The following is a 26,529-nucleotide window of genomic DNA, read 5'->3' as shown; positions in this document are numbered from 1 at the left end:
ATCTCTGTTTTGTGCCATTTCTGGCTACCCCGAAGGGCATCGCTCTCTCAAAATACTGACAGGTAATTTCTTGCGAACTTACCTATATTTCTTGTGAGCATTTAATATTTAAAGTTTCCAGAACCGAAGTTCTGTCGCACTTCATTAAACGCCCACGCTTATCGGCTGTTAATTTTTAAAGATCTTGTCTGCCGCAAACGCGCTTGGCGCTGTTTGCATCGCTGCGAATCGTTTTGTTCGTCAGCAGCAGAGAAACGAGATTATGTAGCAGTTTGTTTATCGCGTCAACTACTTTTTTGCGATTCGTTTTAAATTTTTTCGTCTTCGCTTTTACTACCGCTCGACTACTTCCATTTAAAACGCCTTACAACCTGCTTCACTACTCTTTGCTTCGCCCACATCCGTCGCTCTGTTTTTCAACTTCGCTTCGTGTGTCGCGTCAGCAGGGGGCGAACTATAGCAACGCCCTACCCACCGCGCAAGTACTTTTTGAAAAATAATCGAAAATAATTTAGAAGGATAGTTTCCCAGCCGCCTACCCTACCCCGCAAAGCCTTGCCCAGCTTGGCGTACAGCGGTATTGGCAAGCCCCGCCAAAAACAAAGAGAAACCGGGCCATCCCTGACGGGACGGCCCGGTTTCTCTTTTACTGCTACAAATGATTCAAATAATTAGCGAATATTGTTCCATTCTGAAGATGCTGCTCAACCTGCCTTGACGGTGAGGTCGCTCTTCACATCCCGCACACCCTCGATGCCGGCGACCAGCTGCAAGGCATGCTGGCCCAGCTCCGCACTGGGCACGGATCCCTTCAGTGTCACCACCCCATCCTTGGTGCTGACCTTGATCTTCATGGAAGAGATCTGCTTGTCTTCCACCAGCGCCGCCTTCACCTTGGCAGTAATGACCGAGTCGTCTATATAGGCACCGGCCTTCTGGGCAGACGGCGCACTGGCGCTGCCCGCATCCGCGGCGTGGACGGCAGGGGCGGCAGCGGCCATCGTGATGGCGGCGGCCAGCAATCGCGCTGCGAGTGAAGATGTATTCATGGCGTTCTCCTTGTTCAATGAGGTGATCCTGGTGTTGCCCAACGCTTCATATATATAGGCAACGCTGACACACCCTATCGCAAAGGACGTGCCACCCCTTCAACTCCCAAATGAAATCAATGACTTACAGCGGACACCACGCGCCGTCATGCCATGGATGAGCAAACAAAACCGCCATTTCCGTCGGCCTCGCCCGACAACGTGTATCCCTGCTGCTCGCAAGTCCTTGATTTCAAACGACTCCGTCCTGTCGTTCCAGCACGACGGGCTCTTCCCCTCCCCGGAAGCGGCGCGGGTCCAGGCCATTCTTCTGCAGCAGCCGGTAGAACTCGGTGCGGTTGCGGTCGGCCAGCCGGGCCGCATCGGACACATTGCCATCGGTCAACTTCAACAAGCGCACCAGGTAATCCCGCTCGAACTTCTGCTTGGCCTCGGCATAGCGCAGCAGATCCAGCGTCGGCACGCGCAGGGCGCGCTGGACCAGGGAAGCCGGGATCAGCGGTGCCGTCGACAGCGCACACACCTGCTCCACCACGTTATAAAGCTGGCGCACATTGCCCGGCCAATGGGCCAGGCTCAAGACTTCCAGCGCATCGGGCGCAAACCCGGTCAATCGTTTTGGATACTTGGCGGCAATGGACTTCAAGAAATGATTGGCCAGCAGGGCGATATCCTCGCGCCGCTCTTCCAGCGGCGGCAGGCTGAGGGTGACCACATTGAGGCGGTAATACAGGTCCGCGCGGAAGTGCCCTTCGTTCATGGCCGCCTCCAGGTCGCGGTGCGTGGCCGAAATCACCCGGACGTCCACCTCGGCGGCCAGGTTGGCGCCGACCTGGCGCACGCTCTTTTCCTGCAGTACCCGCAACAGCTTGACCTGCAAGGCCAGCGGCATATCGCCGATTTCATCGAGAAACAGGGTGCCGCCCTCCGCCGCCTGGAACAAACCTTCACGATGCTCTACAGCGCCCGTAAATGCGCCTTTCACATGGCCGAACAGTTCGGACTCCAGCAACTGCTCCGGAATGGCGCCGCAATTGACGGCAATGAAGGGCTTGTCGGCACGCGGACTGGCGCGATGGATGGCGCGGGCCAGCAATTCCTTGCCGGTGCCGCTGTCGCCGCGGATAAGGATGCTGGCGTCGGAGGCCGCCACCAGCCGCGCCTCGGCCAGCAGCTCATCGACGCGTTGGCTGCGGCTGATGATGTCGGCGCGCCAGGCTTCGTCCGGGGCCTCCTGGGCGGGAGCGGACAGGCTCAGCGCCTGGGCCACCTTGTCGAGCAGCACATGCCCGTCAAACGGCTTGGTGAGATAGGCGAACGCGCCCTGGGTGGTGGCCTCGACGGCATCGGGAATGGTGCCGTGCGCGGTGAGGAGGATCACCGGCAAGGCCGGATAACGGCTGCGGATCTCGGCAAACAGCGCCAGCCCATCCATGCCGGGCAGGCGCACATCGGTGATCACCAGCGCCGGCAACGCAATGGCCAGCTGGGCCAGGGCGGCCTCGGCGCTTTCCACGGCCAGGATGCGGTATCCGCTGGCGTTGAGGCGCAGTGTGAGCAATCGCAACAGGTCGGGATCATCGTCGACCAGCATCAGGGGGGCAGTCTTTCCCATCGGGACTCCAGTTCCAATAAAGGGAACGGGCCCGACCCGATGGCGGCCTCCCCGGTCGTCGGGGAGTGAAATTACTTGCCGCCAGCCGGCAGGGTCCGTTCGATGTTCTTGAGCGCTTCCAGCTTGTCGTTGAGCTGATCGACCTTGCGCTGCGCTTCCTTCAGTTGCACCGAGGACTTCTCGGCACTGTCGGCTACGCGGCGCAGGTCGGAATAATGTCCAACCAACAACTGCACCAGAGGCTTGAGCTTCTCCGCTTCGACGCTGCGATCGGCCATGACGTTCCATAGCTGGGCTTCGGCCTTGGCTAGGTCGATGGCGTCGCGCGTCAGGGACAGCGCCATGGCGCGGCGCACGTTGGTGGCCGGACCGGCCGGATAGGCGTTGATGCGCTGCAGTTCGCGGCCCAGTTCGGCCGGCGTCATCTTGCGCAACTGGACGTTGTAGGCCAGCAGCTCATCGATGTTGCTGGTGGACTGGACCAGCTGGATGGTGGAGGTCGGCGCGGACGGCTGCGGCCCCACGCAGGCGGCCAGCACGAGGGAGCCCACAAGGATCAGGATCTTATTTTTCATCAGGCAACTCGATTCGGAAATGCGCCCCGCCCTCACGCGGGACCAGATAGACCTTGCCGCTGTGCGCCTGCACGTACTCGCGCACCACGGACAGGCCGATACCATTGCCACGGCGGGCACCGGAGGGCTGGTGCAAGCCCTGGTAGAAGGGTTCGAAGATGCGTGCGGCGTCGGTCGGCGCCACGCCCGGCCCCTGGTCCAGGCATTCCACGCGGACCATGCCCGGTGCCTCGGTGAGCAGGAAGCGGATGAAACCGCCCTGGGGGCTGAAGCGCACGGCATTGGACAGCAAATTGGCCAGCACGATGGCCATCTTCTCGGGATCGACCACCACGGTCCGGGCCGCCCCCTCGATCTCCACCTTCAGCTCGCGCGCCAGCCATTGCAGGCGCTGGTCGTCGACGACCTTGTGCAGCAGCGCGCGCAGGTCCACCGGTACGGGATGGATGCGTTGGGCATCGAAGGATACTTCGTTATAGCGCAGCAGGTCCTCGATCTGGGTCTGCAGCGACTGGGTATTCTGGCGCAGGATGCGGGCGATCTCGCGCTGGTTGTCGGTCAGTTGCCCGGCCACGCCGTCATCCAGCAAGGCCGCGCCTTCGCACAGCGCGGCCAGCGGGGTCTTCAATTCATGGGAGACGTGGCGCAGGAAGCGCGACTTCTCCGCCTCCAGGTCGGCCAGGCGCTGGCGCAGCCAGTCCAGCTGCTGGCCCAGGCGGCGGATATCGGCCGGGCCGCGCACGTCGATAGGCTGGTCAAAGCGGTTGTCACCCAGCCGGCCGATGGCCTGTTCCAGCCGCGCCATCGGGCGCGACAGCCACAGCCCGAAGCAGAAGGCCAGCAAGACCGCCAGCACGATGGCGCCGACCACCTGGGCGGTGAGCAGCTGGCGTTGCTGCTCCAGCGCCGCCGACAGCGCATTGTTGCGACGATCCACCTCGCGCCGGCTCTCCAGCGCGATGCGTTCATTGAGCGCGGGCAGGCGCGCGAAGTCCTGGAACAAGCGGGCCTGCTCGCCCTTGTCCTTGCGCGCCTCGCCCTCCAGCACGCCGGCGGCTTCATCCACATACACACCCCACTGGCTGAAGAGCTCGCGCGGTGCCATGGGCAGCGAATCCGACAATTCGCCCACGGCCTGGCGCGCCTGCTCGCGCGCCTCGGTGAAGCGGTCATGGAAGGCAGGGTCATCCAGCACCAGGTACTGGCGCGCACTGCGCTCCATGGCCACGGTGCGCTCGGCCAGGCGCTGTGCGGATTCGGTCAGTTGCACCGCCTGGCGCGCGGTCTCGCGGCTGTTGGCCGACATGCGGTCCAGCGTGAACAGGGCGTGAATGGAGGTGCCGCTCAGGAGCGCGGCAATCAGCAGGAAGGCGGCCAGCAGCAATTGCCGGAACGACAGGCCAAGATAGCCGGGCTTGCGGCCGGCCGGCGACTGGGGCGGATGAGTGTGCTCGATGGCGTTGAACATGCGATTGATCTCGGTCCCACAAGGCTTGCTTGGTTATCCGGATGGCAGCACAGCCCTCCGGCCCGGAACATGCCGACAGGAAACGTCGGCCACGCTGTCGCGGGCACACATTGTAATCATTTGTGGCGCGGCCTGCGATGCGGCCGCATTTCCACACAGCAATCCCGCAGGCGCAGCCGGCCAAGATTTCCGCCGGCGCGCCTGGCTCGCGCCGCCCTCAGTCCTGCGGGCCGAGGAAATCCAGCAGCATCAGCGCGACCACCTTGGTGGCCTTCTTGAGATCATCCAGCGCCAGGTTCTCATCGGCCTGCTTGGCGTTGGATTCCATGAGGGTGCGCGGACCGGCACCGAACAGCACCACCGGAATACCGGCCTCACCATACAGGCGGGCATCGGTATAGAGCGCCGAACCATTGGTGGTGAGGGTCTCGCCCATGACCTGCCGGGCATTGCGCAGCAGGCTGTCCACCAGCTTCTCGTGTCCGGGCAGCGGGCGCAGCGCGCGCGCCAGCAGCAGGCGGCGGATCTCCACGCGGATGCCCGGCAGGCCGGCCACTGCGTCTTCGATCAGCTGGCGCACGCCGGCTTCGACCTGCGCCGGATCTTCCTCGGGAATCATGCGGCGGTCCATCTTCAACACCACCTTGCCCGGTACCACGTTGGTATTGGTGCCGCCATCGATGCGGCCGACGATCATGGTCGGATGGCTGATGCCGGGGATGGAAGAGCGGATGTCCTTCAATCCCGGCAAGGCGCCATAGATCGCATTGAGGATGGCATTGGCCGCCTGCAGGGCATCATGGCCGGTCTCGGGCATGGAGCCGTGGGTGGCGCGTCCATGCACGGTCACCTCGAACTGCAGGCAGGCATTGTGGGCGGTCACCACGTTGTAGCTGAAGCCGGCTGCCAGCACGTAATCCGGGCGGGTCAGCTTCTGCTCCAGCAGCCAGCCCGGGCCGAGCACGCCGCCGAATTCCTCGTCATAGGTAAAGTGCAGCTCGACGGCACCGCGCAGTGCGGCGCCCAGCGACTCGAGCGCGCGGGTGGCGAAGATGTAGCTGGCGAAGTCGCTCTTGGAGACTGCAGCAGCACGGCCATAGATGCGGCCATCGGCCACTTCGCCGCCATACGGATCATGGGTCCAGCCTTCGCCCGGCGGCACCACGTCGCCGTGGGCGTTGAGCGCCAGAGTCGGGCCGCCGTCGCCATAGGGACGACGCACGATCAGGTTGGTGATGCTCTGCATGCCGTAGTCGCGCACCTGCCCGGCGGGCACTGCGTGCTTCTCGGCCTGCCAGCCCCAGGACTGCACCAGCTCGGCCACCGCATCGGCGTGCGGGGCGTTGTTGCCGGGCGGGGTATCGGTGGGGATGCGGATCAACTGCTGCAGGACCGCGACCTCTTCCTCGAAATGCTGATCGATCCATGCGCACAGGCGCTCCGAGAACTGCTGTTTGGACATGCTTGCCACTCCGTGATCAAAGTCGCCAGCCGCGCTGGCGCAAACCGCCATCATAGCGCAGCCGCCCGGCACATGGCCGCCTCCTGCGTAGTCGCACGTTCCCCGCTATCATTGACCGGCGCTGCCCTGCGGGGCCGCGCGCAGTCCCGGACCTCCAAGACAACCACGACAACAAGCGGCGGCGGCGCCACCGGCGGCCTTGCCTGCCTTGCGCCAGCACGCTTGCTACGCCAGAACCCTACGACCCCATGTCATCGCAGCCTTCCACTCCCGGCCCTTCCGATCCCGCCCACCACATCGTCATCGCCGGCGAGGGCTTGCCGCCCGAACAGCGCGGGCGCGCCATCCTGGCGCTGGGCATCGCCGTGGGCCTGGCCACCCTCGATACCGCCATTGCCAACACTGCCCTGCCGGCCATGGCATTGGACCTCAACACCACGCCTGCAGCCTCGGTGTGGATCGTCACCGCCTATCAGCTGGCGATGATGGTGGCGTTGCTGCCGCTGGCGGCGCTCGGTGAAATCATCGGCTACCGCCGCATCTATATCTGGGGACTGGTGCTCTTTACCGCCGCCTCGCTGCTGTGCGCGGTGGCCTGGTCGCTGCCCACGCTGGTGATGGCGCGTTTCCTGCAGGGACTGGGCGGGGCCGGCATCATGAGCGTCAATACCGCGCTGATCCGCTTCATCTACCCCACCCGCTCGCTCGGGCGTGGCGTGGGCCTGAATACGCTCATCGTGGCCATCGCCTTCACGGTCGGGCCCTCGGTGGCCTCGGGCATCCTCGCCATTGCGCCCTGGCCGTGGCTCTTTGCGGTCAACGTGCCGCTGGGTGTGGCCGCCGTCATCCTGGCCCTGCCCTCGCTGCCGCACACCGCGCTGTCCTCGCACGCCTTCGACCTGCGCAGTGCCGTGCTCAACGCCGCCGCCTTCGGCCTGCTGATCCTGGCCATCGGCGAAGGTGCGCACCAGGCCGAGGCCCAGGTGGTCGGGCTGGAACTGGCCGCCGCCCTGCTCTGCGGACTGTTCCTGCTCAAGCGCGAACTGTCGCACCCGGCACCGATGCTGCCGGTGGACTTGTTCCGCCATCCCATGTTCACGCTCTCGACCATCACCGCCGTGTGTTCCTTCGCGGCACAGGGCCTGGCCTTCGTCTCCCTGCCCTTCTTCTTCCACCATGACCTGGGTCGCAGCCAGGTCGAGATCGGCCTGCTCATGACGCCCTGGCCGGTCGCCGTGGCCATCATGGCGCCGATCGCCGGACGGCTCTCGGACCGCTATCCGGTCGGCATCCTCGGCGGTGTCGGCCTGGCGCTCTTGTGTGCGGGCCTGTTGTCGATGACTTTCATGCCGGCTGCGCCCACCGTTTGGGAGATCAGCTGGCGCATGCTGCTCTGCGGCATGGGATTCGGTTTCTTCCAGTCGCCCAACCTGAAGGCGCTCATGACCAGCGCACCGCCCCATCGCAGCGGCGGCGCCTCCGGCATCGTGGCCACCGCGCGCCTGCTGGGCCAGAGCGTGGGCGCTTCGTTGGTGGCGCTGTGCTTCAACTTGTCGGAGACCCAGGGCTCACGCTTTGCCCTCGGTTTCGGTGCAGCATTTGCCGGCGTAGCCTGCATTGCCAGCTTCCTGCGTTTGCTCACCAGCAACCCTTACGCCCCGCCATCAAAAAAGTAAGTTTTTTTCACCATTCCTCACAGCCACCGTCGCCCGGATTCTCAGGCGGTGGCTGCCTGTCTCGGCAAGACGCCAGTTTTGCAACGATCTTCAGATCAAACATTTTCCGCACATAAACTTCCTCGCGCCGACAGGTAAAATTCCTCGGCAAGACGACGACAAGGCGCGTAAAACCGATGCCATTCTGTTACGATAGCTCGTCAGTCGGAAGATGTTCACGGACCATCCCTGGACCTCTTCCTCCGGAGAACAGGCGTCCATTTCATCAGGGAAATCGAACCGCTTTCAGTACGGAAACCAGCGACAGGCTCAGACCTGAATTCGATATGTTGAAATCCATCGCCTTGACCCAATTACGTTTGGGCATGTACGTCCATTCCATCCCCGGCGGATGGATCAATCATCCTTTCTGGCGCAAGTCCTTCAAGATCGAGACGCTGGAAGACCTGCAGACGCTGCGCGAGTGCCCGGTCGAAGAAGTCACCATCGACACGGCCAAGGGCCGCGACATTGCGCCCGAACACGAGATCGACGACGAGGCCGACGAAGACGACGAGGACGGGCACGATAAAGCCGCCCCTCCCGCCGGGATCGCCATCGCCCACGAGGGCGCCAGCGCCACCGTGGCCGTGCGCAAGCCGGCCACGCGCACCGAGACTGCGGTGGAACGCGAGCGCGCCGCGCGCATCATTTCATCTTCCAAGTCCACCGTGCTCAACATGTTCTCCGAAGCGCGCATGGGCAAGACGGTCGACGTCAAGGATGCGGCCGAACTGGTGACCGAGATCACCTCCTCGGTCTCGCGCAATGCCGATGCCTTGATCAGCCTGGCGCGCCTGAAGACCACCGACGACTACACTTACATGCATTCGGTCGCGGTGTGCGCCATGATGATCTCGCTGGCCAACCAGCTCGGCATGACGCAAGAACAGATCAAGCAGGCCGGCATGGCCGGGCTGCTGCACGATGTGGGCAAGATGGCCGTGCCGCTGGACATCCTCAACAAACCGGCCAAGCTGACCGAAGAGGAATTTGCCTCGGTGCGCTCGCACACCGTGCAGGGCCACGGCATCCTCCAACAGATCGAGGGCATCGGCGAAGCCGCGCTGGACGTCTCGCTGCACCATCACGAAAAGATCGACGGTAGCGGCTACCCCTTCAACCTCAAGGCCGACAGCATTTCCATCATGGCCAAGATGGGTGCGGTATGCGACGTCTACGACGCCATCACCTCCAACCGTCCCTACAAGGCCGGCTGGGATCCGGCCCGCTCCATCCGCCACATGGCCGCCAGCGCCGGGCACTTCGATCCGATCACCATGGAAGCCTTCGTCAAGGCCATCGGCATCTACCCGACGGGCTCCTGCGTGATCCTGCAATCGGGCCGCCTGGGCGTTGTGGTGGACCAGCGCCCGGAGCACCTGCTCAACCCGCGCATCAAAGTGTTCTACTCCACCACCAGCCGCATGCCGCTCAAGCCGGAAATCATCGACCTGGCCCGGGGCAGCGACAAGATCGTGGCCTATGCCGATCCGGCCAAATGGGGTATCCGCAACGTGCCCGGCATCGACCTGCAGTAAGCGCAGCCTGCACCAGCGCAAACAAGAACGGCGCCCTGGGGCGCCGTTTTCACATCTGCTGCCGATCCGGTCTGGCAGGATCAGTCACGCTGCGCGAAGGCCGCCGTCGAGGCCAGCTCATTCAACAGCGCCACGGTGGAACAGCAGGAAACATCGTAGGGATTGAGCTCACCCGTGACCGAATACTTCAACAACAGCGAGCGGTTGATCTTGTCCAGGCGGATCTTGCCCATGGTCCAGGAAGAATACTGGCGCTCGTCGATCGATTCATAGGCCAGCAGGATCACGTCCTGGTGGCGGTCATCACGCAGCAGGCGGCCATACAGGCGATTGACCTGGTCGCGCCCGCCTTCGAGCACCTGCACGAAGGTCGTGTCGCTGTAGCACAGCACGCCGGTGATGCCCTGCTGCGGATTGCGCTGGCGCGATGCCGCGAGGATGCCCTCGATGGTGTCGTGGGTAATGGTCTCGCGCGAGCGGCTTGCATAGATCAGACGAACCAGCATGATTAACCTCGTTGACGTTGGGAAATCAGCGCCAGGAATTCACGGCGCAGGTTGGCGTCACGCAGGAAGGAGCCGCGCATGACGCTGTTGATCATCTTCGACTCCACATCCTTGACGCCGCGCCAGTGCATGCAGAAGTGATCCGCTTCCATGACGATGGCCAGGCCATCGGGCTGCAGCTTCTGCATCAGCAGGTCAGCGGCCTGGGAGACCGCCTCTTCCTGGATCTGCGGGCGGCTCATGATCCATTCCAGCAGGCGCGCGTACTTGGATAGGCCGATCAGGTTGGAATGCTCATTGGGCATCACACCCACCCACACCTTGCCCATGATCGGGCACAGGTGGTGCGAGCAGGCGCTGCGTACCGTGATCGGGCCCACGATCATCAGTTCGTTCAGGCGCTCGATATTGGGAAACTCGGTCACCGGAGGCGCGGCCTGGTAGCGGCCCTTGAAGACTTCGTTCAAGTACATCTTGGCCACGCGCTTGGCGGTGTCCTGGGTGTTGTGATCGCTCTCGACGTCGATCACCAGGCTCTCCAGCACCGCGGCCAGCTTGGACTGCACTTCGGCCTGCAATTGCTCCAGTTCGCCTTCCTTGATGAAGGCGGCGATATTGTCGTTGGCGTGGAAACGCACGCCGGCCGCCTTGATGCGCTGGCGGATGCGGGACGATACCAGCTGGTCATGCACGCTGGGCGCTGCAATCTCGGCGCTGGGTGCGGCCTGGTTCTTGTCTGTTGCCATGATGAAGGGCAGTCACGCCAAGCGGGACCGCTGAGTTGGGGGTGGCGCCATTATGCACGGAAAAACGCCGACGCATTGAGGGCAAACCAGCGTCAAGCCCGAGTCAAAGCGATCACAACAGCGCGGCTGTGGTGTGCCATCCACGGCGGTGACACGCGGCAGGCGAAATCGGCCGGGCTCACCGGTATTTAATGCTGGTTCGATCCAGCATTAACCTGCGCTTAATGCTGCCAGGCATACGACTTAACCGCCATTGATGATTGTTTGCCGCACTTTACACGGGCCTAACCGCTGCTTACGCCGCCAGCGGCCATCATCCCTGCACGCGCCGCCCGGCATCCAGCCTGGCCGCCATCGGGGGAGCAGCATGACATTCCAGTATCGCCTTGCCGGTGCCTGCGCACTGGCCGCATCGCTATCGGCCCTGCTGTCGGCCTGCAGCAGCCCGGCGCCCATGGTCACCGGGCCCACCAGCGTGCGGCCGGCCTACCAGGTGGCCAACGTGGAAAACAATGGCGCCATCTTCCGCGTCTCCAGCGCCCAGCTGTTCGAGGAACCGACCACCTACAACGTCGGCGACATCATCAAGATCGACATCTCCGAATCCATCAGCAGCAGCAACAAGGCTGCCACCAACAACAGCCGCGACACCACGCTCTCGCAAAAGGGACCGGGCTCGGGCGCACCGCTGGGCGGACTGTTCACGCAACTCTACGACGCCAATTATTCGGCCAGCGGCAGCAATACCTTCAAGGGTTCCGGCGACAGCAGCAATACCAACACCATGAGCGGCACGCTGATGGTCTCCATCGTCGAAGTGCTGCCCAACCGCAACCTGGTGGTGGCCGGCGAAAAGCGCATCGGCGTCAACGGCAACACCAACACCCTGCGCTTCTCGGGCGTGGTGCGCACGCGCGACATCCGCGGCGGCATCGTGGCCTCTTCCAACGTGGCCGATGCGCGCCTGGAACAGGTCGGTGGCGGCTCCATTGCCGACGCCAGCAGCGATGGCAATTTCTTCCGGCGCCTGCTGACCATCTGGTGATCGGATGATCGGGTGAACGGGTAATGGCGTCGGCGCTGCGCACGCGAAGACGGCCCGCCGGAAACGACAACGGCAAGCCTGGGGCTTGCCGTTGTTCATTGGGCCAGGGATAGCGCAAGGGTGCAATACCACCCCCGGTGTTCAAAATCCGTTGGCCGCACTGCGCATGTTGCCCGGAGAGTTGTCCGCCACCTGCGGGTTGCCGGGGAAGAGCGCATCGACCAGCGGCGCCAGCTTGTCGCCGGCGCTGGCCCACTTGTCCTGGCCGAAGGAACCCAGCCGGTACTGCGCCGTCCCCAGTACGCGTCCCTCGCGGCGCAGGGTCAGCGCGGCATAGGTGAGATAGGGGGTATAGGCATCGGTGAAGACCTTGGTATCCCACTTGACGTAGCCCACATAGCTCAACGTCACCGGGCAGGCCAGGGACTGGGTGCCGGCATCGTAGACGCGGCTTTGCACGCCGTGCTTCTGCAGCTCGCCCTGCAGGCCGGGCACGAAGTCGCTCAGCGCCACCGAACCATTCCACTCGATGCAGACCTCGTGGATCGGATCCTTGCTGTAGACGATGGGATTCTGGACCGAATTGGGCGTCATCGCGCGCACGCTGGAGGCGGTGGACCCGACCAGTCCCACGGCGTCGACCAGGGCATTGCCGGAAGTGACGATGCAGCCCGACAGCGATGAAGCCAGCAAGGTGGCGATGATGATGGTGCGCATGATGCTCTCCCCGAGCGCAATCCCTTGGCTTTCACGATCCCCGCATGGCGCAGGTGGCCGGGATTGCAGGCTGCCCATCATAGCGGCGCCTATTGCTGCTTCAGGATCGTTTTACCTTGATTTACGCTGACCCTGCGCACGCTTAACAGGCGTGTACGCGGCGCACCGGCAGACCCGGTGGAAGACTGGCGCAGTGCTGGCACAATAGGCGCCTGTGCCAATTTGTGTGCTGCCTTACAAGGAGACTTCCATGCCCTCGCTCATCCTCCGTTCGCTGCTGGCTTCGCTGGCCGCTTTCGCATTCACCGGCCTGCTGCACGCCGCCCACGCCGACACCCTCAAATCCGAAACCGAAGTACGCGCCCTGGCCGACAAGGTCATGGCCCAGGCCGGCGCCGGCCGCACCGATGACGCCTACGGCCTGCTCTCCCCTTATGCGCTGGTGGACATCCGCGCCTTCGAGGGCGCACGCACCAATGCACGCAACGCGCGCATGGCCATCGAAGCACTGGTCGGCAATTCGGTGGGCTACGAATTCATCCGCTCTGAAAAAGTGGGGGAATCGCTGCTCAAGCTGACCTATATCGAAAAGACCGAACGCCAGGCCATTCCCTGGATGTTCATCTTCTACAAGGCCCCCGCCGGCTGGGCCGTGAGCAGCTTCAGCAATGGCGCCAACGTGGATGCGCTGTTTGAGCGCTGATCAAGCGCACGGCCTTCAGAATGAGCGCTGCGGTTCCAGGTCGGCGCTGTCGATGGCGCTGGCCACGCCCGAGATCTTGTCGGCAATGATGGCCGAGGAACCGCAGGCCGTGGTCCAGCCATTGGAGCCATGGCCGGCGTTGAGCCACAGGTTGGCGTAGCGGGTGGCGCCGATGAGCGGTGCGCCATCCGGTGTCATCGGGCGCAGTCCGGCCCAGTACTCGACCTTGGCCAGGTCGGCGCCCTGTGGATAAAGATTCTTCAGCGACTTCAGGGCGGTGGCGCAATCGCGCGGGGTCACCCGCGTATCCCAGCTGCCGATCTCGGCGGTGCCGGCCGCACGGATGGAATTGCCCATGCGGGTGATGGCGACCTTGTAGTACTCGTCCATGACGCCACTGCGCGGCGCGCTCTTGGGATCGGCCACCGGCACCGTGATGGCATAGCCCTTGACCGGATAGATGGGCAGGTCCAGCCCCAGGGGTTTCAGCATGGGCACTGACGCACTGGCGCAAGCGACCACGTAGGCATCGGCACGCAAGGTGCCGGTGGGCGTGCGCAAGCCGCTGACCTGGCCACCGGCCACCTCGATGGCCTGCACCTCTGTGGACAAGTGGAACTCCACCCCATGGGCCTGCAGCCATCCTGCCAGGGCCCGCGCAAAGAGCGGGCAATTGCCGGTCTCATCCATGGGCAGCAGCAGGCCGCCCTTCAATTCGTGGCGGGCCGCATGCAGGCCCGGATCGAATGCCACGCAGCCATCGGCATCGAGCAGCTCGTAGGGCACACCGGCTTCGGCCAATACCTGGGTCGACAGCCCGGCGTTGTCCAGTCCTTCCTGGGTGCGGAACAATTGCAGGTTGCCGCCGGTGGTCTGTTCGTAGCGGATGTCCAGACGCTCGCGGATCTGCTTCAGCTGGCTGTGGCTGTAGCGCGCCAGGCGCCCCATGCGCGCCTTGTTGACGGCATAGCGCTCGGGCGTGCATTGCGCCAGGAAAGTCTTGAGCCACTTCCACTGGTGCGCATCCAGGCGCGGCGTGAAGCGCAAGGCCGCCTCGATGCCCAGCCAGCTCTGCATCGACCACTTCAGCGACTTGGCCGGCATGCCCGGCGCCGCCCACGGCGTGGCATACGAGGGGCAGACATGGCCGGCATTGCCGACGCTGGTCTCGGCGGCCACCTCGGCGCGACGCTCCACCACAACCACCTCGTGGCCGCGTTCGCGGAGGAAATAAGCAGTGGTGACGCCGACGATGCCGGCGCCCAGCACGATGATGCGCATGGTCTCAGTTCAACTTCCGAAAAATATAAATGATATAAATGATTTAAATTATTTGAATCGTTTGCGCATTACAGGGTGAGTCCGCCATCCACATGCCACACCTGTCCGGTGACGTAGGAAGCGGCCGGGCTCAGGAGGAAGGCGATCACGTTGGCGATCTCTTGCGGCTGTCCCAGGCGCTGCAGCGGGATACGCGCCAGCGCCGCCTGCCAGGCGGCCGGGTCGATGGCCGACTTGGCCGGGTCACTTTTCTGAACGTAGCCGGGCGCTACTGCGTTGACCGTCACCCCGGCCGCGGCCACCTGCACCGCCAGCGATTTCACCAGCGCCTCGATGCCGGCCTTGGCCGCTGCCGACGCCGGAAAGCCCGATTCGCCCAGGCGGAACACATGCGCCACGAACGAGCTCACCGCCACCACGCGGCCCTGCCCGCTGGCCTCCAACGGCGCGCGGCAGGCGGTGATCAGGCGGAAGAAGCCACCCAGGAGCGCATCGAGCGAGCGCGACCAGTCCGCATCAGCGAGTTCGCCGATGCGCTTGCGATCGGCAAAGCCGGCATTGGCCACCAGCGCATCGAGCCTGCCGTAGTGCGTGAGCGCGGTGTCGCGCAACTGCGCTGCGGTGTGCGGATCGGCCAGGTCGCCCAGCGCCAGCGTGCACTGTGCGCCCTGCGCGCGGCATTGCTGCGCCACCGCCTGCAGCTCCGGCGACTCGGTGCGGGCATGCAGGACCAGGGCGGCATCGGGTGAGGCCACGCTCAAGGCCACCGCCGCACCGATGCCGCGCGCGGCACCGGTGATGAGGATGACACGCCCGCAATGGGGTGGAGTGGCAGCAGGAAGGGAAGGAAAAGGGGACGGGTTCATGATCCAAAAGGTGAAACAGCGCGTTCCCGCTGACCGGGAATTTGGCAAAACACTTCACTTGCGCAATCCCGTCATTTTAGCCAAAGCCCGCATCTACGGGGGTTCCCGGCGCATGATGAGACGTTTTGTTCAGTTCGTGCTCCAGGCGTTCTCCTTTACAATGGCCGGGTTCGCGGCACGCCGCAGCGTCGATTGCAATCGCTTGCAATCCACGCGCGGGCAGTTCTTCCCATGTCCTCCCTCCTCCCGGCACCCGGCGCGCAAGTGTCCCGGACGAACAGGGCATGGTTCGTGCATGCGCAGCACACCCTGCCCTCCCCGGGCTCATGCAATTGGCAACCAAGGAAAATCGCAGATGTATCAATGGGACTTCGGCTCGCTCTGGCAATTCAGGAGCATCATCGGAATCGGCTTCGTCTATACCCTCTCCTACACCGTGGCCTGTATTGCGCTGGGCCTCCTGGTGGGCCTGGTGGTCGGCCTGGGCCGGCTGTCGTCGAACCCCTTCATCTCCGGCCCGCTGCGCGCCTTCGTCGAAGTGTTCCGCTGCACGCCGGTGCTGGTGCAGCTGGTGTGGTTCTACTATGCGCTGCCGGTACTGCTGGGCATCGAGATGTCGGCCGGCACGGCGGCCATGCTGTCGCTGGCGCTCTATGGCGGTGCGTTCTATTCCGAGATCATTCGCGGCGGCATCGTCTCCATCGATGTCGGCCAGTCCGAAGCGGGCTGGGCACTGGGCATGACGCGTTTCCAGCTGATGAAGCGCGTGATCCTGCCGCAGGCCTTCAAGCGCATGACGCCGCCGCTGGTGAACCAGTCCATCATGCAGTTGAAGAACACCTCGCTGCTGTCGGTGCTGGCCGTGCCGGACCTGCTCTACCAGGGCCAGATCATCGCCCACGAAACCTATCGTCCGCTGGAGATCTACACCCTGGTGGCCATCATCTACTTCGTGATCCTGCTGCCGGCCACCATCTGGGCCAAGCGCCTGGAAAACCGCCTGTCGGTCCAGCACGGTTGAGGAGATCACGATGAACAACCAACACTCGGACGCGATGATCCAGATCAGCAATCTCAAGAAGGCCTTTGGCGAGCACGTGGTGCTCAAGGACATTTCCATCGCCGTGCCCCGTGGCAGCGTCGTGGCCATGATCGGTCCCTCGGGCTCGGGCAAGTCCACGCTGCTGCGCTGCCTGAACCTGCTGACCGTGCCTGACCTGGGCACGGTGCGCATCGGCGAGCGCCACTTCGAATTCAGCGGGCGCAAGTCGCGCCTGCCCAAGGACCGCGAGCTGGCCGCCTTCCGGGAGCGCACCGGCATGGTGTTCCAGCACTTCAACCTGTTCCCGCACATGACGGCCGTGGAAAACGTGATGGAAGGCATGGTCACCGTGCTGCGCACGCCCAAGGCCGAAGCGCGCGCCAAGGCCATGGCGCTGCTGCAGAAGGTGGGCCTGTCGGACCGCGCCGACATGTATCCACAGAAGCTCTCCGGTGGCCAGAAGCAGCGCATCGCCATCGCCCGCGCGCTGGCCATGCAGCCGGACGTGATGCTGTTCGATGAAGCAACCTCGGCGCTGGACCCGGAGCTGGTCGGCGAAGTGCTCAACGTGATCCGCGGCCTGGCCGCCGATGGCATGACCATGATCCTGGTCACGCACGAGATCGCCTTCGCCCGTGAAGTGGCGGACCAGGTGGTGTTCATGCGCGATGGCGTGGTGGTCGAAGCCGGCCCGCCGTCGCAGGTGATCGACAATCCGCGGGAGGCCGCGACGCAGGCTTTCCTGGCCCGCTTCAATGCCTGACCGGGAGCGATGGACATCGCATTGAACCCGGGCTGACAGCAGCATTTCAGCCGGACGAAAAATTGGCGCGCAGATTTCCCTGCGCGCCATTTTTTTTACCGGACTCAGCTGCAGGCCTTACCGGAGATGGTGCACCTCCTGCAAGCCATACACCGGTGTCGCAATGCCCTCCATGCGCGCCTTCAACTGCAGCGCCAGATACAGCGAATAGTGGCGCGACTGGTGCAGGTTGCCGCCATGGAACCACAGCGCTGGTTGCTGCGTGGGCTTCCACATGTTGCGCTGCTCGCCTTCCCAGGGTCCCGGATCCTTGGTGGTAGCCGATCCCAGTCCCCAGCACTTGCCGACCTTGTCGGCCACCTCGTGCGAGATCAGGTCGGCAGCCCAGCCATTCATGGAGCCGTAACCGGTGGCATAGACGATCACGTCGGCCGGCAATTCACTGCCATCGGAGAGCAGGATGGAGTGCGCGCGGATCTCTTTGACGTCGACGCCGCTCTTGAGGCGGATCTTGCCCTCGGCGATCAGCTCGGAGGCACCCACGTCAATGTAGTAGCCGGAGCCGCGCCGCAGGTATTTCATGAACAGGCCCGAATCGTCGTCGCCGAAATCGAGCAGGAAGCCGGCATCTTCGAGCCGCCGGTAGAAGTCCGCATCGCGTTCGCGGATCTTGTCGAACACCTGCTTTTGCATGGACGGCAAGACCTTGTAGGGGATCGACGCAAACAGCAGGTCGGCCTTGCCGGTCGTGAGGCCGCTGGCCACCGCGCGCTCCGAATAGAGATCACCGAGGGCCAGTTCCATCAACGAATCGGACTTGACGATGTGGGTGGACGAACGCTGCAGCATGGTCACGTCCACGCCGTTCTCCCAGAGTGCCGCGCAGATGTCGTGTGCCGAATTGTTGGAGCCGACCACCACCACCTTCTTGCCGCGATAAGGATCGGGGCCGGGATGGCGCGAGGAGTGATGCTGATCGCCTTGGAAATTTTCCGCTCCGGGAAACTGCGGCACATTGGGCTTGCCCGACATGCCGGTAGCCAGCACCAGCTGGGTCGGCTGCAGCACGACTTCCCGGCCTTCGCGCTCGACCACGACGGTCCACTTCTGCGTGCTCTCGTCGAAGCTGGCGGACTTGCAGACGGTGGAACCCCAGTAGTTCAGCTCCATCACCTTGGCATACATCTCCAGCCAGTCGCCGATCTTGTCCTTGGGCGCGAAGACGGGCCAGTTCTCGGGGAAGGGAATGTAGGGCAGATGGTCGTACCACACCGGATCATGCAGGCACAGCGACTTGTAGCGCTTGCGCCAGCTGTCGCCGGCGCGCTCGTTGCGTTCGATGATGATGGTGGGCACACCCAGCTGGCGCAGCCGCGCACCCAGCGCAATGCCACCCTGCCCGCCGCCGATGATGAGGCAGTACGGTTGCTGCTGGTAGCCCAGTTCGCGTGCCTCCGCTTCGCGCTCTTCCTTCCAGGTACGGCGCTGCGTATGCACGCCATGCACCGCCCCGCGCGGGCGGTTTACGCCCTTGTGCTCTTCGTGGCCCTTCAGTTCGGCGGCGGTGGTCAGCAGGGTCCAGATCTTGCCGTCGCGCAGGCGCAGGTAGCCCTTGCCGCGGGCGATGCCGGTCTCCAGCAGGATCCAGCCCTGGGTCACGCCATCGGCTTGCGATGGTGTCTCATCGGGATCCAGGCGCAGCTGTATCGGTCCCAGCTGCGGCACTTGCGATTGCAGCATGGCGCGGATCTGCTCGCGGCCTTCCAGGGTCTTGATGTTCCAGGTGAAGGCGATCAGGTCGCGCCAGTAGCCATCCTCCTCGAACAGGGCGGCGGCCTTGGCGGCATTGCCTTCGCGCAGGGCGGCCTGCAGGGTTTCCAGCGTGTGGGCGATGGACTGGCTGGGGGTTTCTTCGGGCATGACAAGTCTCCTCTATCTCGACAATAGATCTCGTGGTTGGATGGGGGTGGCGGTTCTTTGACCGCCTGGGTGAAGCCTGCAGCGCTAACGTCGATGCGGCGGCAGGATGCGGTAGCGCGCCATGCGCCGGTACAGCGTGGCGCGTGACATGCCCAGCAATTGGGCGGCGTGCGGCGCACGCCATTTGCATTCGGTCAGGGCTGCGACGATCTGGTCGCGCTCCTGGCGTTCATCGGCCTGGATGGCCTGGCTCTCGCTGCCCGCGGGCGCCGGCGTCCCGGCTGCATGCGCGCGGGCCGGACGCACCGCACGCGAGACCGGTGCGCGGACGCGGCCATAGAGTGTGGCACCGCCATGCAGGCGCAGCAGGTGCAAGCCTTGCAGGGCGCGGCTGTCGAGCAGGCCTTCGAAGTGCAGGTCGAAGATCTCGCCCATGGGGCGCGGCAGTTGCTGCAATCCCGCAATGCATTCGCGCGCCCGGCGATTGGCGGCGATGATGTTGCCAAGGGCATCGAAGGCGATGAGGATTTCCGGTTGCGCTTCCACATAATGGCGGCTGCGGTGCACCAGCAGCACCCAGGCGCAGGCCATCGCATTGAGGAAATAGCCGTCCTCGATCAGGGTGGCACTTTGCAGGACGATGCGGTTGACCAGGTTCTGGCTGTCGCGTGCATCGGGCGAGCGGATCGCCGAGGCATCGAGGACGCCGATCAGCTCGCCCGACGGTGAGAAGATGGGCGCGGCGCTGCAGGTCAGCGTGGTGAAGGCGGCGCGGAAGTGATCGCTCTTGTGGACCGTGATCGGCAAGGCGTCCTGCAGCACGGCGGCCACCCCGCAGGTCCCCTCTTCGCTCTCGGACCAGCAGGAGCCGAGGTAGAGACCGGCGCGCTTGAAGTCATGCCGGCGCTCGCGGTCCACGCGATAGTCGATGGTGGTACCGCCGGCATTGGTGAGCATCACGCAGTAATCGGCTTCGCGCACGGTCTGGTGCAGCATCGACAGGCATTGGCCGGATGCCCGCAGGAAATCTTCCTCGCCCTGCTGTACCTGGCGCAGCTCGCCCGAGCTCAACACGCGCGGGCCGCGCATGTCGGCCGGGTCCAAGTGGTGCTGGTCCAGCGACCGCAGGTAGGATGAGCTCAGCCGTTGCAGGTAGGGACTGGCGGCAGGATCAGGCTGGCCGTCGAGCAGGCGGCGCACGCGGTCGAGATGGCTGACTTTCGCAACGAAGGGCATGGGGGGGCTCCTGGCTGGACGATACTGCGCAGATCCCTTGGCATCAATGCGGACCAGGGCGCAGACGACGGTGAAGCGATGGGTGATGTTGTAGCACAGCGTGCGCGGGGAGTTGTCCTGCGGCGCAGCATCGGGGGATGGTGAGACGCTTGTCTCAAGGAGCGACGGGGCCAATCGCCCAGGTGGCGATGGCGGGATGGCGACAGCGGCTTGTCGCATGGATGGCCGCTCCCGCAGGCCCGGTTTCGCCAATCACCGGGCGAGAGAGACGCCGCAGAAAATCGAGACTCTCCTGCAAAAATTCGTCATGGCCTCGACTTCGGAGAGGGCATCTGGCAACTTCGCGGCTCTCCCCTTTCCCCTGACTGGAGGTTCACCGTGCCTACCGCAGCCATCGCTCCCCACGTACTTGAGTCCACTGCGAAAAACAAGCAAGCCATCGCGGCCGAGCCTCGGTCGCAATCCCCTTCACCAGCCAGTCGTGGTGTCCCTTCAGGATCCATCCTTGCACTCAAGGGGTGCGTACGGTCGCCGCAGCGTACCGTGTCCCTGGAGGAAATGGAGCGCGCCATCACCCAACGAGGCGGGGCAGCGCGATGATCGGATTGGATACCAATGTGCTGGCCCGCTACTTCGCCCAAGACCATCCGCTGCAGTCAGCGCAAGCCACGACACTGATCGAATCGCTGGACGAACAGCATCCGGGCTTCCTCTCCCAGATCGCCCTGGCAGAATTGGTATGGGTGCTGGATGCTGCCTACAAGGTGCGCAAACCCCAATTGGTGCGCATCATCGAGAGGCTCCTGCTGGCGCCTGAAATCATTGTGGAAAACGCCGAAAGCGCATTGCAGGCTCTGCACCGCTTCGCTGAATCAACAGCAGGATTTGCGGATTGCCTGATCGAACGCAACGGCTACCAGGCTGGATGCAGCGATACGCTGACCTTTGATCGCAAGGCCGCCAGAACCGCCGGCATGCGTTTGCTGGGCAACTGAATTCTGCCCACAAGCGCCCTCCGACCCGCCAATAAAAAACCCGCACTGGCAATGCCGTGCGGGTTTTCCTTGCTTGCAGCGGGGCCGATCGGGCCAACCGCCATTACAGCGGAATCTGCGCCGGCACATCCTCAGGCTTCACCCCGGAGAGCTTCTGCAGGTTGCCCAGCACGGTCGGCTTGATCTTGCCGGCAGCGCGCTCTGCGACGATCCACTTGTTGATGGTCTCGACCCAGGCCTTGTCCTCTTCCTTGGGCACGCCGATGTTGGTGGAGGTCGCTTCCAAGGGCTGCGGTACGGTCATCTTGCCCAGCGAAGGATTCTTCTTGAGGATGTTCAGGGCCAGCAGCCACACCAGCACCTGCGCATCGACACGGCCGGTCTGCAGCGCCAGGGTGGCATCGTCGGCCTTTTCCAGGCGCACGATGGTGGCGTTGGGACAGACGCGGCTGATCATCTGGTCGTGCGAGGAACCGATGTCCACGGCGATCTTCACTTCCGGCTTGTTCAGGTCGGCCCAGGTCTTGAATTCCTTCTTGGAGACGATCGTGAAGGCATTGAGGAACAGTGGCTCGGTGAAGCCGATCACCTCGCGGCGCGCCGGGGTCGGGTTCATGCCGAAGAACAGGTCGATCTTGTGCGTCTGCAGGTCCAGCACCGAGTTGCCCCAGGTGGTCTCGGTGATGTCCAGTTTCACGTTCAGGCTGGCCGCCAGGCTCTTGGCGAAATCGATCATGAAGCCGCCCCACTCGCCGCTGGCCAGGTCCTTGTTGTAGTACGGTGCGGCACCGCGCACGGCACCGATGCGCAGGGTCTTGGTCCGCTGCACGCGGGCCAGGGTCGGTTCCGTGGAGCCGGTCGCAGCGGCGGCCTGGGCGAAGACATTGGGGATGGCAGTAGCGGCGGCAAGGCCGGCCACGCCGGTGATGAAACTGCGACGGTTGGTCATTCTCGGTTCTCCCTGATTTGGCGGATGGCGCCGCTGCACTGTGATCGGCAGCATGGCACACGTGGTCTGCAGCCCGGCCCGAGCCGAACGGCGTCGATGATTTTAGCCCAGCCGCCAGCGGCTCGCGCAGGCAAATACCAGGCACGGGGAGCCGCATGCCCTTGCCTCCCAGCAGGCAGGAAATTATTTACTGTTCACGTGACGTAGCATCGCCCTGACATGCCTGTACGAAAATTGACAGCTGCCCCTCTTTAACGAGCGTTGTTGAAGATTTTTTTACAGCCACGCCATCCGGGTAAAACCGGGTAAGCCACTTCCAACGGCGGCCAGGCTGCGCGTAGGCTTGCCCTGTCGCGTTGATGCCGCAGGGCAATTCTGCCGACGGCACGCGTCACGAGCACAACGGGGGATCTCATGCGCACTCAACTTCATCATCATCGCCGTCGGGGCAGCCTGGTCGCCGCCTGCCTCGGTGTCGCCGCCCTGGGTGGCTGCGCCAACTTCAGCGAAGTCAGCGCTGGCCGCGACGATCTCTACACGGTCTCGGCCACGGGGGTGAGCTACACCATGTCGATCCCTGCCCTGACCTCGGCAGCCCGCGAAAAAGCCACCGCCTTCTGCGGCAAGCAGCAGATGCAGGCCGACCTGCGCCAGCTCATCCGTGGCTGGCGGCCGATGCAGGTCGAGTTGATTTTCCGCTGCCAGCCCGCGGGAACGAGCCTGCAGGCGCTGCTGGACTGAACGCGCAAGTCAGGCCGCCGGCAGATCACGTACACGCAGCGGCTGTCCATCCGCATCAAAGCCATCGGCCAGGCGCACAGCGGTCACGCCCAGCGAGGCTACCGCATCGGCGGCATCGAACAGCACCGCCTGCAAATCGCCCTCGACCAGATGTTCAGAGCGCGCCAGCGTGGCTTGCGCATTGCGCAGCACGACCTGCAGGGTGGTCTCGTCGTCCTCGTCCACCAGCGCGAGGAAGGCGCTGGCCTCAGTTGCCTGCGCACCGGATTGCGCCAGGCCGGCCTCCAGTTCGGAGAGCATCTGCAAGGTGCGGTATTCGCCATTGCCGGTGTGCTTGGCCCCATGGAACAGATCCTGGTACAGGAAGTGCAACTGGCACTGCGCAACCTCGCCGGATTGCCCGGTCAGGCATTGCTGCATCAATGGCGTGATCTCTTCGCTCCACTGGCGGAAGCGCTGCGCGCGTGCTTCGAAGTAAGCATCGGCGGCGGCTTCCTCCTGCGGAATCGCGTAGAAGGGATCATCCACATCCTTGAGCGAAAAGCCCAGCAGGAAGCGCAGTTCCAGCGCCTCATCGTCGGCCGCGAAATGGCTGGCCGGCCAGCCGCGCATGCTGCGCTCGATGGCCGGCACGCTCAGGATCTTCTTGTCGGTCAGCGAGGCGAAGGCATCGCGGTTCATGGCTTCCACTTCGCTGAAGCTCAAGGCGTTGATCTCTTCCGGGTGGTAGAGATGGTGCACCAGTACCACGCGCGCCTTGGCGCTTTCCAGTCCGGCCTTCTGGATGCTCTCGCGCAGGGTGTCGAAGGCATCGCCATCGGCCAGGGCCTGCTCCTCGCGCAGGCCGCCGCGTGTACGGGCCAGCAAGGGGATCAGGAAGGCGTTGATCTCCAGCTCCTTCTCGCCCCGGCGCAGCACGATGATGTCGGCGCCCTCTTCCACCACTTCGCGCAGGAAGCCGTGGCCGCGCGGATCGTCGTAGCGCAACTGTTCCAGCGCTTCGTAAAGGGTGTCGTCATCGCGCTCGCGCAGGGTATTGCGCACCATGCGTTCCAGTTCATCCTGGCCGACACGGCGGCCTGCACGGTCCGGCGCATCGGCGGCCACGGCACTGGCCAGCGCCACCATCTGCTGCACGCGCAGTTCATCTTCATCCAGGCTCTGCGAGGCAGCATGCGCCTGGTGCTGGCGACGGCGGGCGGCTTCAGTGGAGACGTGGGTCTTGGGCTTGTCGCGCGACGCACCCGCGGGCGCGGGCTTGGGGCCCGCCTTCGCGGCTGGCTTGGCGTGGCCGGGGGCGGCTTTCTTGGGGCTGGGGGAATGTGGTTTGCCGGTGGGGCGTTTGGCTTGATTCATTTTTTTCCTCGCTCAGTTCAGCGGTAATTTTTCGGCGGTACTGCGGCCCGGCAGCGTGGCCAGGAGCATCCCGGCCAGGGCCACGGCGAAGGCGCCGGCCTGCAGGGCCGAGAGGCTCTCACCCAGCGCCAGCACCCCGACCACGGCGGCCGAGACCGGCAGCATCACGGTAAAGACGCCTGCACGTGCAGCCGGGACCACCTTCAATCCCGTCATCCACAGCCACACGGTCCAGACGCTGGCGGCCAGGGCATAGAACACCAGCAGCAGCCAGATGTTGACCGGCACGGTGGAGAAATTGAATTGCAGCGCGGTGTACAAGCCCATGGGGGTCATCAGCAGCAGGCCCCACAGGTTGATGACGGCGCTGATGCGCTTGGGCGTGAGGACCGTGGTCAGCTTCTTGCCGATGACGGCATAGGCCGCCTCGCACAGTACGGCGCAGAACACAAGCACGTTGCCCAGCCAGGCGCTCTGCCCGCCGGTGGCGGCGGCCGCGCCATGGCTGTCCTTGGCCAGCGACAGCAAGCCGATGCCGATGGCGCCGCAGGCCACCGCGCCCCAGACGCGCAAGCTGATTTTTTCCTTGAGGAAGACCCAGCTCATCACCGCCACCACCGCCGGAATGGAAGACATGATCACGCCCGCCGAGACCGCATTGGTCATGGATACGCCGGTAATCATGCAGAGCGTGAAGAGGAAATTGCCGAGGAAGGATTCGAGGAAAACCAGCCAGCGCGACTGCGTGGAGAGCGGCTTTTCATCGGCCGGTTTCTTCAGCCAGCGCAGCATGGCGACCGCGCCGATGGCGAAGCGCAGCCAGGCCAGCAGGAATACCGGCAGCAGCGCCGCCAGCGGCTTGGTCAGCGCGACGTAGGCGCCGACCAGGGACATGCTCAGGATCAGGCAGCCATAGCCCATGGGGCGGCTGGGGGTGTAGCTCATGTTCGGTTCGGATATCGTGTCGAGGCCGGCGGCATGGACGACGCTGGCTCCGGTGAATGGAGCCAGCATTTTACCTGCTCGAACGAAGTGAACCGGATGAGGGCGTGCAGCCCTGTGGAAAAGACAAATGCGGCGAGGTCACTGCCAGAAAGTCTCGATGAGCTTTTTGACACCGCCCAACAGCAGAAGCAGCAATACGAACCCAATAGTGCCAAGCTCAGCCACCAGCGCACCGGCATGCATTTCGCCGTTTTTAAGATCCTGCCAGAGCTTGCGAAAAAATGACATGCGCGAATTCCCTCTCGTGAACGTTGAACCGGCCGCATGTGGACATGCGCCGGGACTTCACTATAAGGGCCGCTCTCTCGACGTTGACGCGCTTCAAAAACTTTGCCGCGCCATCAAAACAAATCAACGTCCGGCAATAACGATCGCGCTCACCAAGCCGCCAAAATCCCCCCCCTTGAACTCCGTCTCGATATACCGCTTCACCTCCGGCGACTGATACGCCTGCACCAGCCTGCCCAGCCAAGGCTGCGCGCGGTCCTTGTCACGCAGGGCGATCAGGCAGGCATAGGGGCTGTCGCCGCTTTCCACGAGCAGGCTGTCGCGCGCGGGATTGAAGCCGGCCTTGGAGGCATAGTCGGCATTGATGGCCGAGGCATCCAGGTCATCGAGCGTGCGCGGCAATTGCGCGGCGTCGATCTCGACGAACTTCCACTTCTTCGGATTCTCGGTGATGTCGATGGGCGTGGCATTGGTGCCGGTCAGCGGATCGATGCCCTCGCGCAGCTTGATGATGCCCTGCTTCTGCAACAGCAGCAGCACGCGGCTCTCGTTGGCCGGGTCATTGGGAATGCCGATCTTGGCCCCCACCGGCACATCGTCCAGCTTGCGATACTTGCGCGAATAAATTGCCATGGGCCCGATCATGGTCTTGCCCTCGGCATAGAGCTTGTAGCCGCGCGCCTTGATCTGCGCATTGAGGAAGGGACGATGCTGGTAGCTGTTGGCATCGAGCTCGCCTGCGTCCAGCGCCGCATTGGGCTGGATGTAGTCGTTGAATTCGATGATCTTGACCTTGTAGCCAGGATTGTCACGCTCGAAGACGCGGCGTGCCTGCTCGAAAATCTGCGCATGCGGACCACTGGTCACGCCCACGCGGATCACCTGGTCGGTGGCGGCCTGGACCGTGATGGTGGCGCTGGCCAGCACGCCCATGGCAAGGCCAGAAAGCCAGTTGGTGACGAACGATTTCATTGTTTTCCCCGGTTGAAAAAAGGCCAATGTAGC

25 protein-coding genes are annotated in these 26,529 nt (G+C 63.8%); 8 read left to right on the top strand and 17 right to left on the bottom strand.

Annotated features, from left to right (window positions below; genetic code table 11):
* Positions 1–704 precede the first annotated feature (704 nt).
* The 5 genes from FYB76_RS22530 to FYB76_RS22510 all read right to left on the bottom strand — a co-directional run bounded on the left by FYB76_RS22530 (position 705) and on the right by FYB76_RS22510 (position 6,169).
* Entirely contained in the window at positions 705–1,049 is a 345-nt protein-coding gene (locus tag FYB76_RS22530; RefSeq protein WP_088756973.1) for a BON domain-containing protein, read from the bottom strand.
* Positions 1,050–1,281: 232 nt separating this feature from the next.
* Positions 1,282–2,664: a sigma 54-interacting transcriptional regulator gene (locus tag FYB76_RS22525; RefSeq protein WP_154135124.1), complete on the bottom strand. Its 1,383-nt coding sequence runs from the start codon at positions 2,662–2,664 to the stop codon at positions 1,282–1,284.
* Between the two features lie 71 nt (positions 2,665–2,735).
* Positions 2,736–3,239, bottom strand: a complete 504-nt coding sequence (locus tag FYB76_RS22520) for a hypothetical protein (RefSeq protein WP_154135123.1) — start codon at positions 3,237–3,239, stop codon at positions 2,736–2,738.
* Positions 3,229–4,707 (bottom strand): HAMP domain-containing sensor histidine kinase, encoded by a 1,479-nt coding sequence (locus tag FYB76_RS22515; RefSeq protein WP_088756904.1) that lies wholly within the window; start codon positions 4,705–4,707, stop codon positions 3,229–3,231. The genes FYB76_RS22520 and FYB76_RS22515 overlap by 11 nt, the downstream gene beginning before the upstream one ends.
* A gap of 217 nt (positions 4,708–4,924) precedes the next feature.
* Entirely contained in the window at positions 4,925–6,169 is a 1,245-nt protein-coding gene (locus FYB76_RS22510) for a M20/M25/M40 family metallo-hydrolase (RefSeq protein ID WP_154135122.1), read from the bottom strand.
* Positions 6,170–6,417: 248 nt separating this feature from the next.
* Here FYB76_RS22510 and FYB76_RS22505 point away from each other — a divergent pair, with 248 nt between their 5' ends.
* Positions 6,418–7,845, top strand: coding sequence for an MFS transporter (locus FYB76_RS22505; RefSeq protein WP_088756906.1), 1,428 nt, complete (start codon positions 6,418–6,420; stop codon positions 7,843–7,845).
* Between the two features lie 326 nt (positions 7,846–8,171).
* Positions 8,172–9,425 carry an HD-GYP domain-containing protein gene (locus FYB76_RS22500; protein ID WP_154135121.1) on the top strand — a complete coding sequence of 418 codons (1,254 nt, stop codon included), beginning with the start codon at positions 8,172–8,174 and terminating at the stop codon, positions 9,423–9,425.
* Between the two features lie 80 nt (positions 9,426–9,505).
* On the opposite strand, the gene FYB76_RS22495 is transcribed toward FYB76_RS22500, so the two are convergent.
* Positions 9,506–9,931 (bottom strand): BLUF domain-containing protein, encoded by a 426-nt coding sequence (locus FYB76_RS22495; RefSeq protein WP_088756908.1) that lies wholly within the window; start codon positions 9,929–9,931, stop codon positions 9,506–9,508.
* A 2-nt stretch (positions 9,932–9,933) separates the two neighbouring features.
* On the bottom strand, positions 9,934–10,677 hold the full coding sequence (folE, locus tag FYB76_RS22490) for a GTP cyclohydrolase I (protein WP_088756909.1): 744 nt from the start codon (positions 10,675–10,677) through the stop codon (positions 9,934–9,936).
* A 367-nt stretch (positions 10,678–11,044) separates the two neighbouring features.
* On the opposite strand from folE, the gene FYB76_RS22485 reads away from it, so the two are divergent.
* Positions 11,045–11,722: a flagellar basal body L-ring protein FlgH gene (locus FYB76_RS22485; protein ID WP_145607372.1), complete on the top strand. Its 678-nt coding sequence runs from the start codon at positions 11,045–11,047 to the stop codon at positions 11,720–11,722.
* A gap of 141 nt (positions 11,723–11,863) precedes the next feature.
* Here the strand turns inward: FYB76_RS22485 and FYB76_RS22480 are convergent, their stop codons facing one another.
* Positions 11,864–12,439 carry a cell division protein FtsI gene (locus FYB76_RS22480; protein ID WP_088756911.1) on the bottom strand — a complete coding sequence of 192 codons (576 nt, stop codon included), beginning with the start codon at positions 12,437–12,439 and terminating at the stop codon, positions 11,864–11,866.
* Positions 12,440–12,689: 250 nt separating this feature from the next.
* Here FYB76_RS22480 and FYB76_RS22475 point away from each other — a divergent pair, with 250 nt between their 5' ends.
* Entirely contained in the window at positions 12,690–13,142 is a 453-nt protein-coding gene (locus FYB76_RS22475; protein ID WP_154135120.1) for a hypothetical protein, read from the top strand.
* A gap of 15 nt (positions 13,143–13,157) precedes the next feature.
* Here FYB76_RS22475 and FYB76_RS22470 read toward each other — a convergent pair whose 3' ends face one another.
* Together FYB76_RS22470 and FYB76_RS22465 are read right to left on the bottom strand one after the other, a co-directional pair.
* Positions 13,158–14,423, bottom strand: a complete 1,266-nt coding sequence (locus FYB76_RS22470; RefSeq protein ID WP_154135119.1) for a D-amino acid dehydrogenase — start codon at positions 14,421–14,423, stop codon at positions 13,158–13,160.
* Positions 14,424–14,491: 68 nt separating this feature from the next.
* Entirely contained in the window at positions 14,492–15,289 is a 798-nt protein-coding gene (locus tag FYB76_RS22465; protein WP_088756914.1) for an SDR family NAD(P)-dependent oxidoreductase, read from the bottom strand.
* A gap of 355 nt (positions 15,290–15,644) precedes the next feature.
* Between FYB76_RS22465 and FYB76_RS22460 the strand changes: the two genes are divergently transcribed.
* Positions 15,645–16,310 (top strand): amino acid ABC transporter permease, encoded by a 666-nt coding sequence (locus FYB76_RS22460; RefSeq protein WP_008333808.1) that lies wholly within the window; start codon positions 15,645–15,647, stop codon positions 16,308–16,310.
* A gap of 10 nt (positions 16,311–16,320) precedes the next feature.
* Positions 16,321–17,094 carry an amino acid ABC transporter ATP-binding protein gene (locus FYB76_RS22455; RefSeq protein ID WP_154135118.1) on the top strand — a complete coding sequence of 258 codons (774 nt, stop codon included), beginning with the start codon at positions 16,321–16,323 and terminating at the stop codon, positions 17,092–17,094.
* Between the two features lie 117 nt (positions 17,095–17,211).
* On the opposite strand, the gene FYB76_RS22450 is transcribed toward FYB76_RS22455, so the two are convergent.
* Positions 17,212–19,014, bottom strand: a complete 1,803-nt coding sequence (locus FYB76_RS22450) for an NAD(P)/FAD-dependent oxidoreductase (protein ID WP_154135117.1) — start codon at positions 19,012–19,014, stop codon at positions 17,212–17,214.
* 84 nt (positions 19,015–19,098) lie between these two features.
* Entirely contained in the window at positions 19,099–20,250 is a 1,152-nt protein-coding gene (locus FYB76_RS22445; protein WP_154135116.1) for a sigma-54-dependent Fis family transcriptional regulator, read from the bottom strand.
* Positions 20,251–20,867: 617 nt separating this feature from the next.
* Here FYB76_RS22445 and FYB76_RS22440 point away from each other — a divergent pair.
* Positions 20,868–21,245 (top strand): type II toxin-antitoxin system VapC family toxin, encoded by a 378-nt coding sequence (locus FYB76_RS22440; protein WP_338152878.1) that lies wholly within the window; start codon positions 20,868–20,870, stop codon positions 21,243–21,245.
* A gap of 103 nt (positions 21,246–21,348) precedes the next feature.
* On the opposite strand, the gene FYB76_RS22435 is transcribed toward FYB76_RS22440, so the two are convergent.
* On the bottom strand, positions 21,349–22,194 hold the full coding sequence (locus FYB76_RS22435; protein WP_088756920.1) for a transporter substrate-binding domain-containing protein: 846 nt from the start codon (positions 22,192–22,194) through the stop codon (positions 21,349–21,351).
* A 414-nt stretch (positions 22,195–22,608) separates the two neighbouring features.
* On the opposite strand from FYB76_RS22435, the gene FYB76_RS22430 reads away from it, so the two are divergent.
* Positions 22,609–22,935: a hypothetical protein gene (locus FYB76_RS22430; RefSeq protein ID WP_154135115.1), complete on the top strand. Its 327-nt coding sequence runs from the start codon at positions 22,609–22,611 to the stop codon at positions 22,933–22,935.
* Between the two features lie 9 nt (positions 22,936–22,944).
* Here FYB76_RS22430 and FYB76_RS22425 read toward each other — a convergent pair whose 3' ends face one another.
* The 4 genes from FYB76_RS22425 to FYB76_RS22410 form a co-directional block, all read right to left on the bottom strand.
* A complete protein-coding gene (locus FYB76_RS22425; protein ID WP_154135114.1) occupies positions 22,945–24,291 on the bottom strand; it encodes a DUF2863 family protein in 1,347 nt (448 codons plus the stop codon).
* A 12-nt stretch (positions 24,292–24,303) separates the two neighbouring features.
* Complete coding sequence (locus FYB76_RS22420) at positions 24,304–25,236, bottom strand: DMT family transporter (protein ID WP_154135113.1); 933 nt, start codon at positions 25,234–25,236, stop codon at positions 24,304–24,306.
* 138 nt (positions 25,237–25,374) lie between these two features.
* Positions 25,375–25,524, bottom strand: a complete 150-nt coding sequence (locus FYB76_RS26725; RefSeq protein WP_195724703.1) for a hypothetical protein — start codon at positions 25,522–25,524, stop codon at positions 25,375–25,377.
* 123 nt (positions 25,525–25,647) lie between these two features.
* Positions 25,648–26,496 carry a MetQ/NlpA family ABC transporter substrate-binding protein gene (locus FYB76_RS22410; RefSeq protein ID WP_154135111.1) on the bottom strand — a complete coding sequence of 283 codons (849 nt, stop codon included), beginning with the start codon at positions 26,494–26,496 and terminating at the stop codon, positions 25,648–25,650.
* Positions 26,497–26,529: the final 33 nt, after the last annotated feature.

The sequence above is a fragment of the Herbaspirillum sp. CAH-3 genome, from assembly GCF_009668275.1.
GTDB classification, from domain to species: Bacteria; Pseudomonadota; Gammaproteobacteria; order Burkholderiales; family Burkholderiaceae_D; genus Herbaspirillum; species Herbaspirillum aquaticum.
Note: the sequence above shows the minus strand (reverse complement) of the source record. Positions and strands in the feature narration are given on the sequence as shown.

What these genes read in the sequence shown, in the direction of transcription:
- FYB76_RS22530 (WP_088756973.1), bottom strand. Translation starts at nt 1,049, where the DNA reads ATGAATACATCTTCACTCGCAGCGCGATTGCTGGCCGCCGCCATCACG.
- FYB76_RS22525 (WP_154135124.1), bottom strand. Translation starts at nt 2,664, where the DNA reads ATGGGAAAGACTGCCCCCCTGATGCTGGTCGACGATGATCCCGACCTG.
- FYB76_RS22410 (WP_154135111.1), bottom strand. Translation starts at nt 26,496, where the DNA reads ATGAAATCGTTCGTCACCAACTGGCTTTCTGGCCTTGCCATGGGCGTG.
- FYB76_RS22465 (WP_088756914.1), bottom strand. Translation starts at nt 15,289, where the DNA reads ATGAACCCGTCCCCTTTTCCTTCCCTTCCTGCTGCCACTCCACCCCAT.
- FYB76_RS22495 (WP_088756908.1), bottom strand. Translation starts at nt 9,931, where the DNA reads ATGCTGGTTCGTCTGATCTATGCAAGCCGCTCGCGCGAGACCATTACC.
- FYB76_RS22445 (WP_154135116.1), bottom strand. Translation starts at nt 20,250, where the DNA reads ATGCCCTTCGTTGCGAAAGTCAGCCATCTCGACCGCGTGCGCCGCCTG.
- FYB76_RS22430 (WP_154135115.1), top strand. Translation starts at nt 22,609, where the DNA reads ATGCGCACTCAACTTCATCATCATCGCCGTCGGGGCAGCCTGGTCGCC.
- FYB76_RS22485 (WP_145607372.1), top strand. Translation starts at nt 11,045, where the DNA reads ATGACATTCCAGTATCGCCTTGCCGGTGCCTGCGCACTGGCCGCATCG.
- FYB76_RS22520 (WP_154135123.1), bottom strand. Translation starts at nt 3,239, where the DNA reads ATGAAAAATAAGATCCTGATCCTTGTGGGCTCCCTCGTGCTGGCCGCC.
- FYB76_RS22435 (WP_088756920.1), bottom strand. Translation starts at nt 22,194, where the DNA reads ATGACCAACCGTCGCAGTTTCATCACCGGCGTGGCCGGCCTTGCCGCC.
- FYB76_RS22470 (WP_154135119.1), bottom strand. Translation starts at nt 14,423, where the DNA reads ATGCGCATCATCGTGCTGGGCGCCGGCATCGTCGGCGTCACCACTGCT.
- folE (WP_088756909.1), bottom strand. Translation starts at nt 10,677, where the DNA reads ATGGCAACAGACAAGAACCAGGCCGCACCCAGCGCCGAGATTGCAGCG.
- FYB76_RS22510 (WP_154135122.1), bottom strand. Translation starts at nt 6,169, where the DNA reads ATGTCCAAACAGCAGTTCTCGGAGCGCCTGTGCGCATGGATCGATCAG.
- FYB76_RS22505 (WP_088756906.1), top strand. Translation starts at nt 6,418, where the DNA reads ATGTCATCGCAGCCTTCCACTCCCGGCCCTTCCGATCCCGCCCACCAC.
- FYB76_RS26725 (WP_195724703.1), bottom strand. Translation starts at nt 25,524, where the DNA reads ATGTCATTTTTTCGCAAGCTCTGGCAGGATCTTAAAAACGGCGAAATG.
- FYB76_RS22500 (WP_154135121.1), top strand. Translation starts at nt 8,172, where the DNA reads ATGTTGAAATCCATCGCCTTGACCCAATTACGTTTGGGCATGTACGTC.
- FYB76_RS22450 (WP_154135117.1), bottom strand. Translation starts at nt 19,014, where the DNA reads ATGCCCGAAGAAACCCCCAGCCAGTCCATCGCCCACACGCTGGAAACC.
- FYB76_RS22515 (WP_088756904.1), bottom strand. Translation starts at nt 4,707, where the DNA reads ATGTTCAACGCCATCGAGCACACTCATCCGCCCCAGTCGCCGGCCGGC.
- FYB76_RS22455 (WP_154135118.1), top strand. Translation starts at nt 16,321, where the DNA reads ATGAACAACCAACACTCGGACGCGATGATCCAGATCAGCAATCTCAAG.
- FYB76_RS22480 (WP_088756911.1), bottom strand. Translation starts at nt 12,439, where the DNA reads ATGCGCACCATCATCATCGCCACCTTGCTGGCTTCATCGCTGTCGGGC.
- FYB76_RS22460 (WP_008333808.1), top strand. Translation starts at nt 15,645, where the DNA reads ATGTATCAATGGGACTTCGGCTCGCTCTGGCAATTCAGGAGCATCATC.
- FYB76_RS22420 (WP_154135113.1), bottom strand. Translation starts at nt 25,236, where the DNA reads ATGAGCTACACCCCCAGCCGCCCCATGGGCTATGGCTGCCTGATCCTG.
- FYB76_RS22425 (WP_154135114.1), bottom strand. Translation starts at nt 24,291, where the DNA reads ATGAATCAAGCCAAACGCCCCACCGGCAAACCACATTCCCCCAGCCCC.
- FYB76_RS22475 (WP_154135120.1), top strand. Translation starts at nt 12,690, where the DNA reads ATGCCCTCGCTCATCCTCCGTTCGCTGCTGGCTTCGCTGGCCGCTTTC.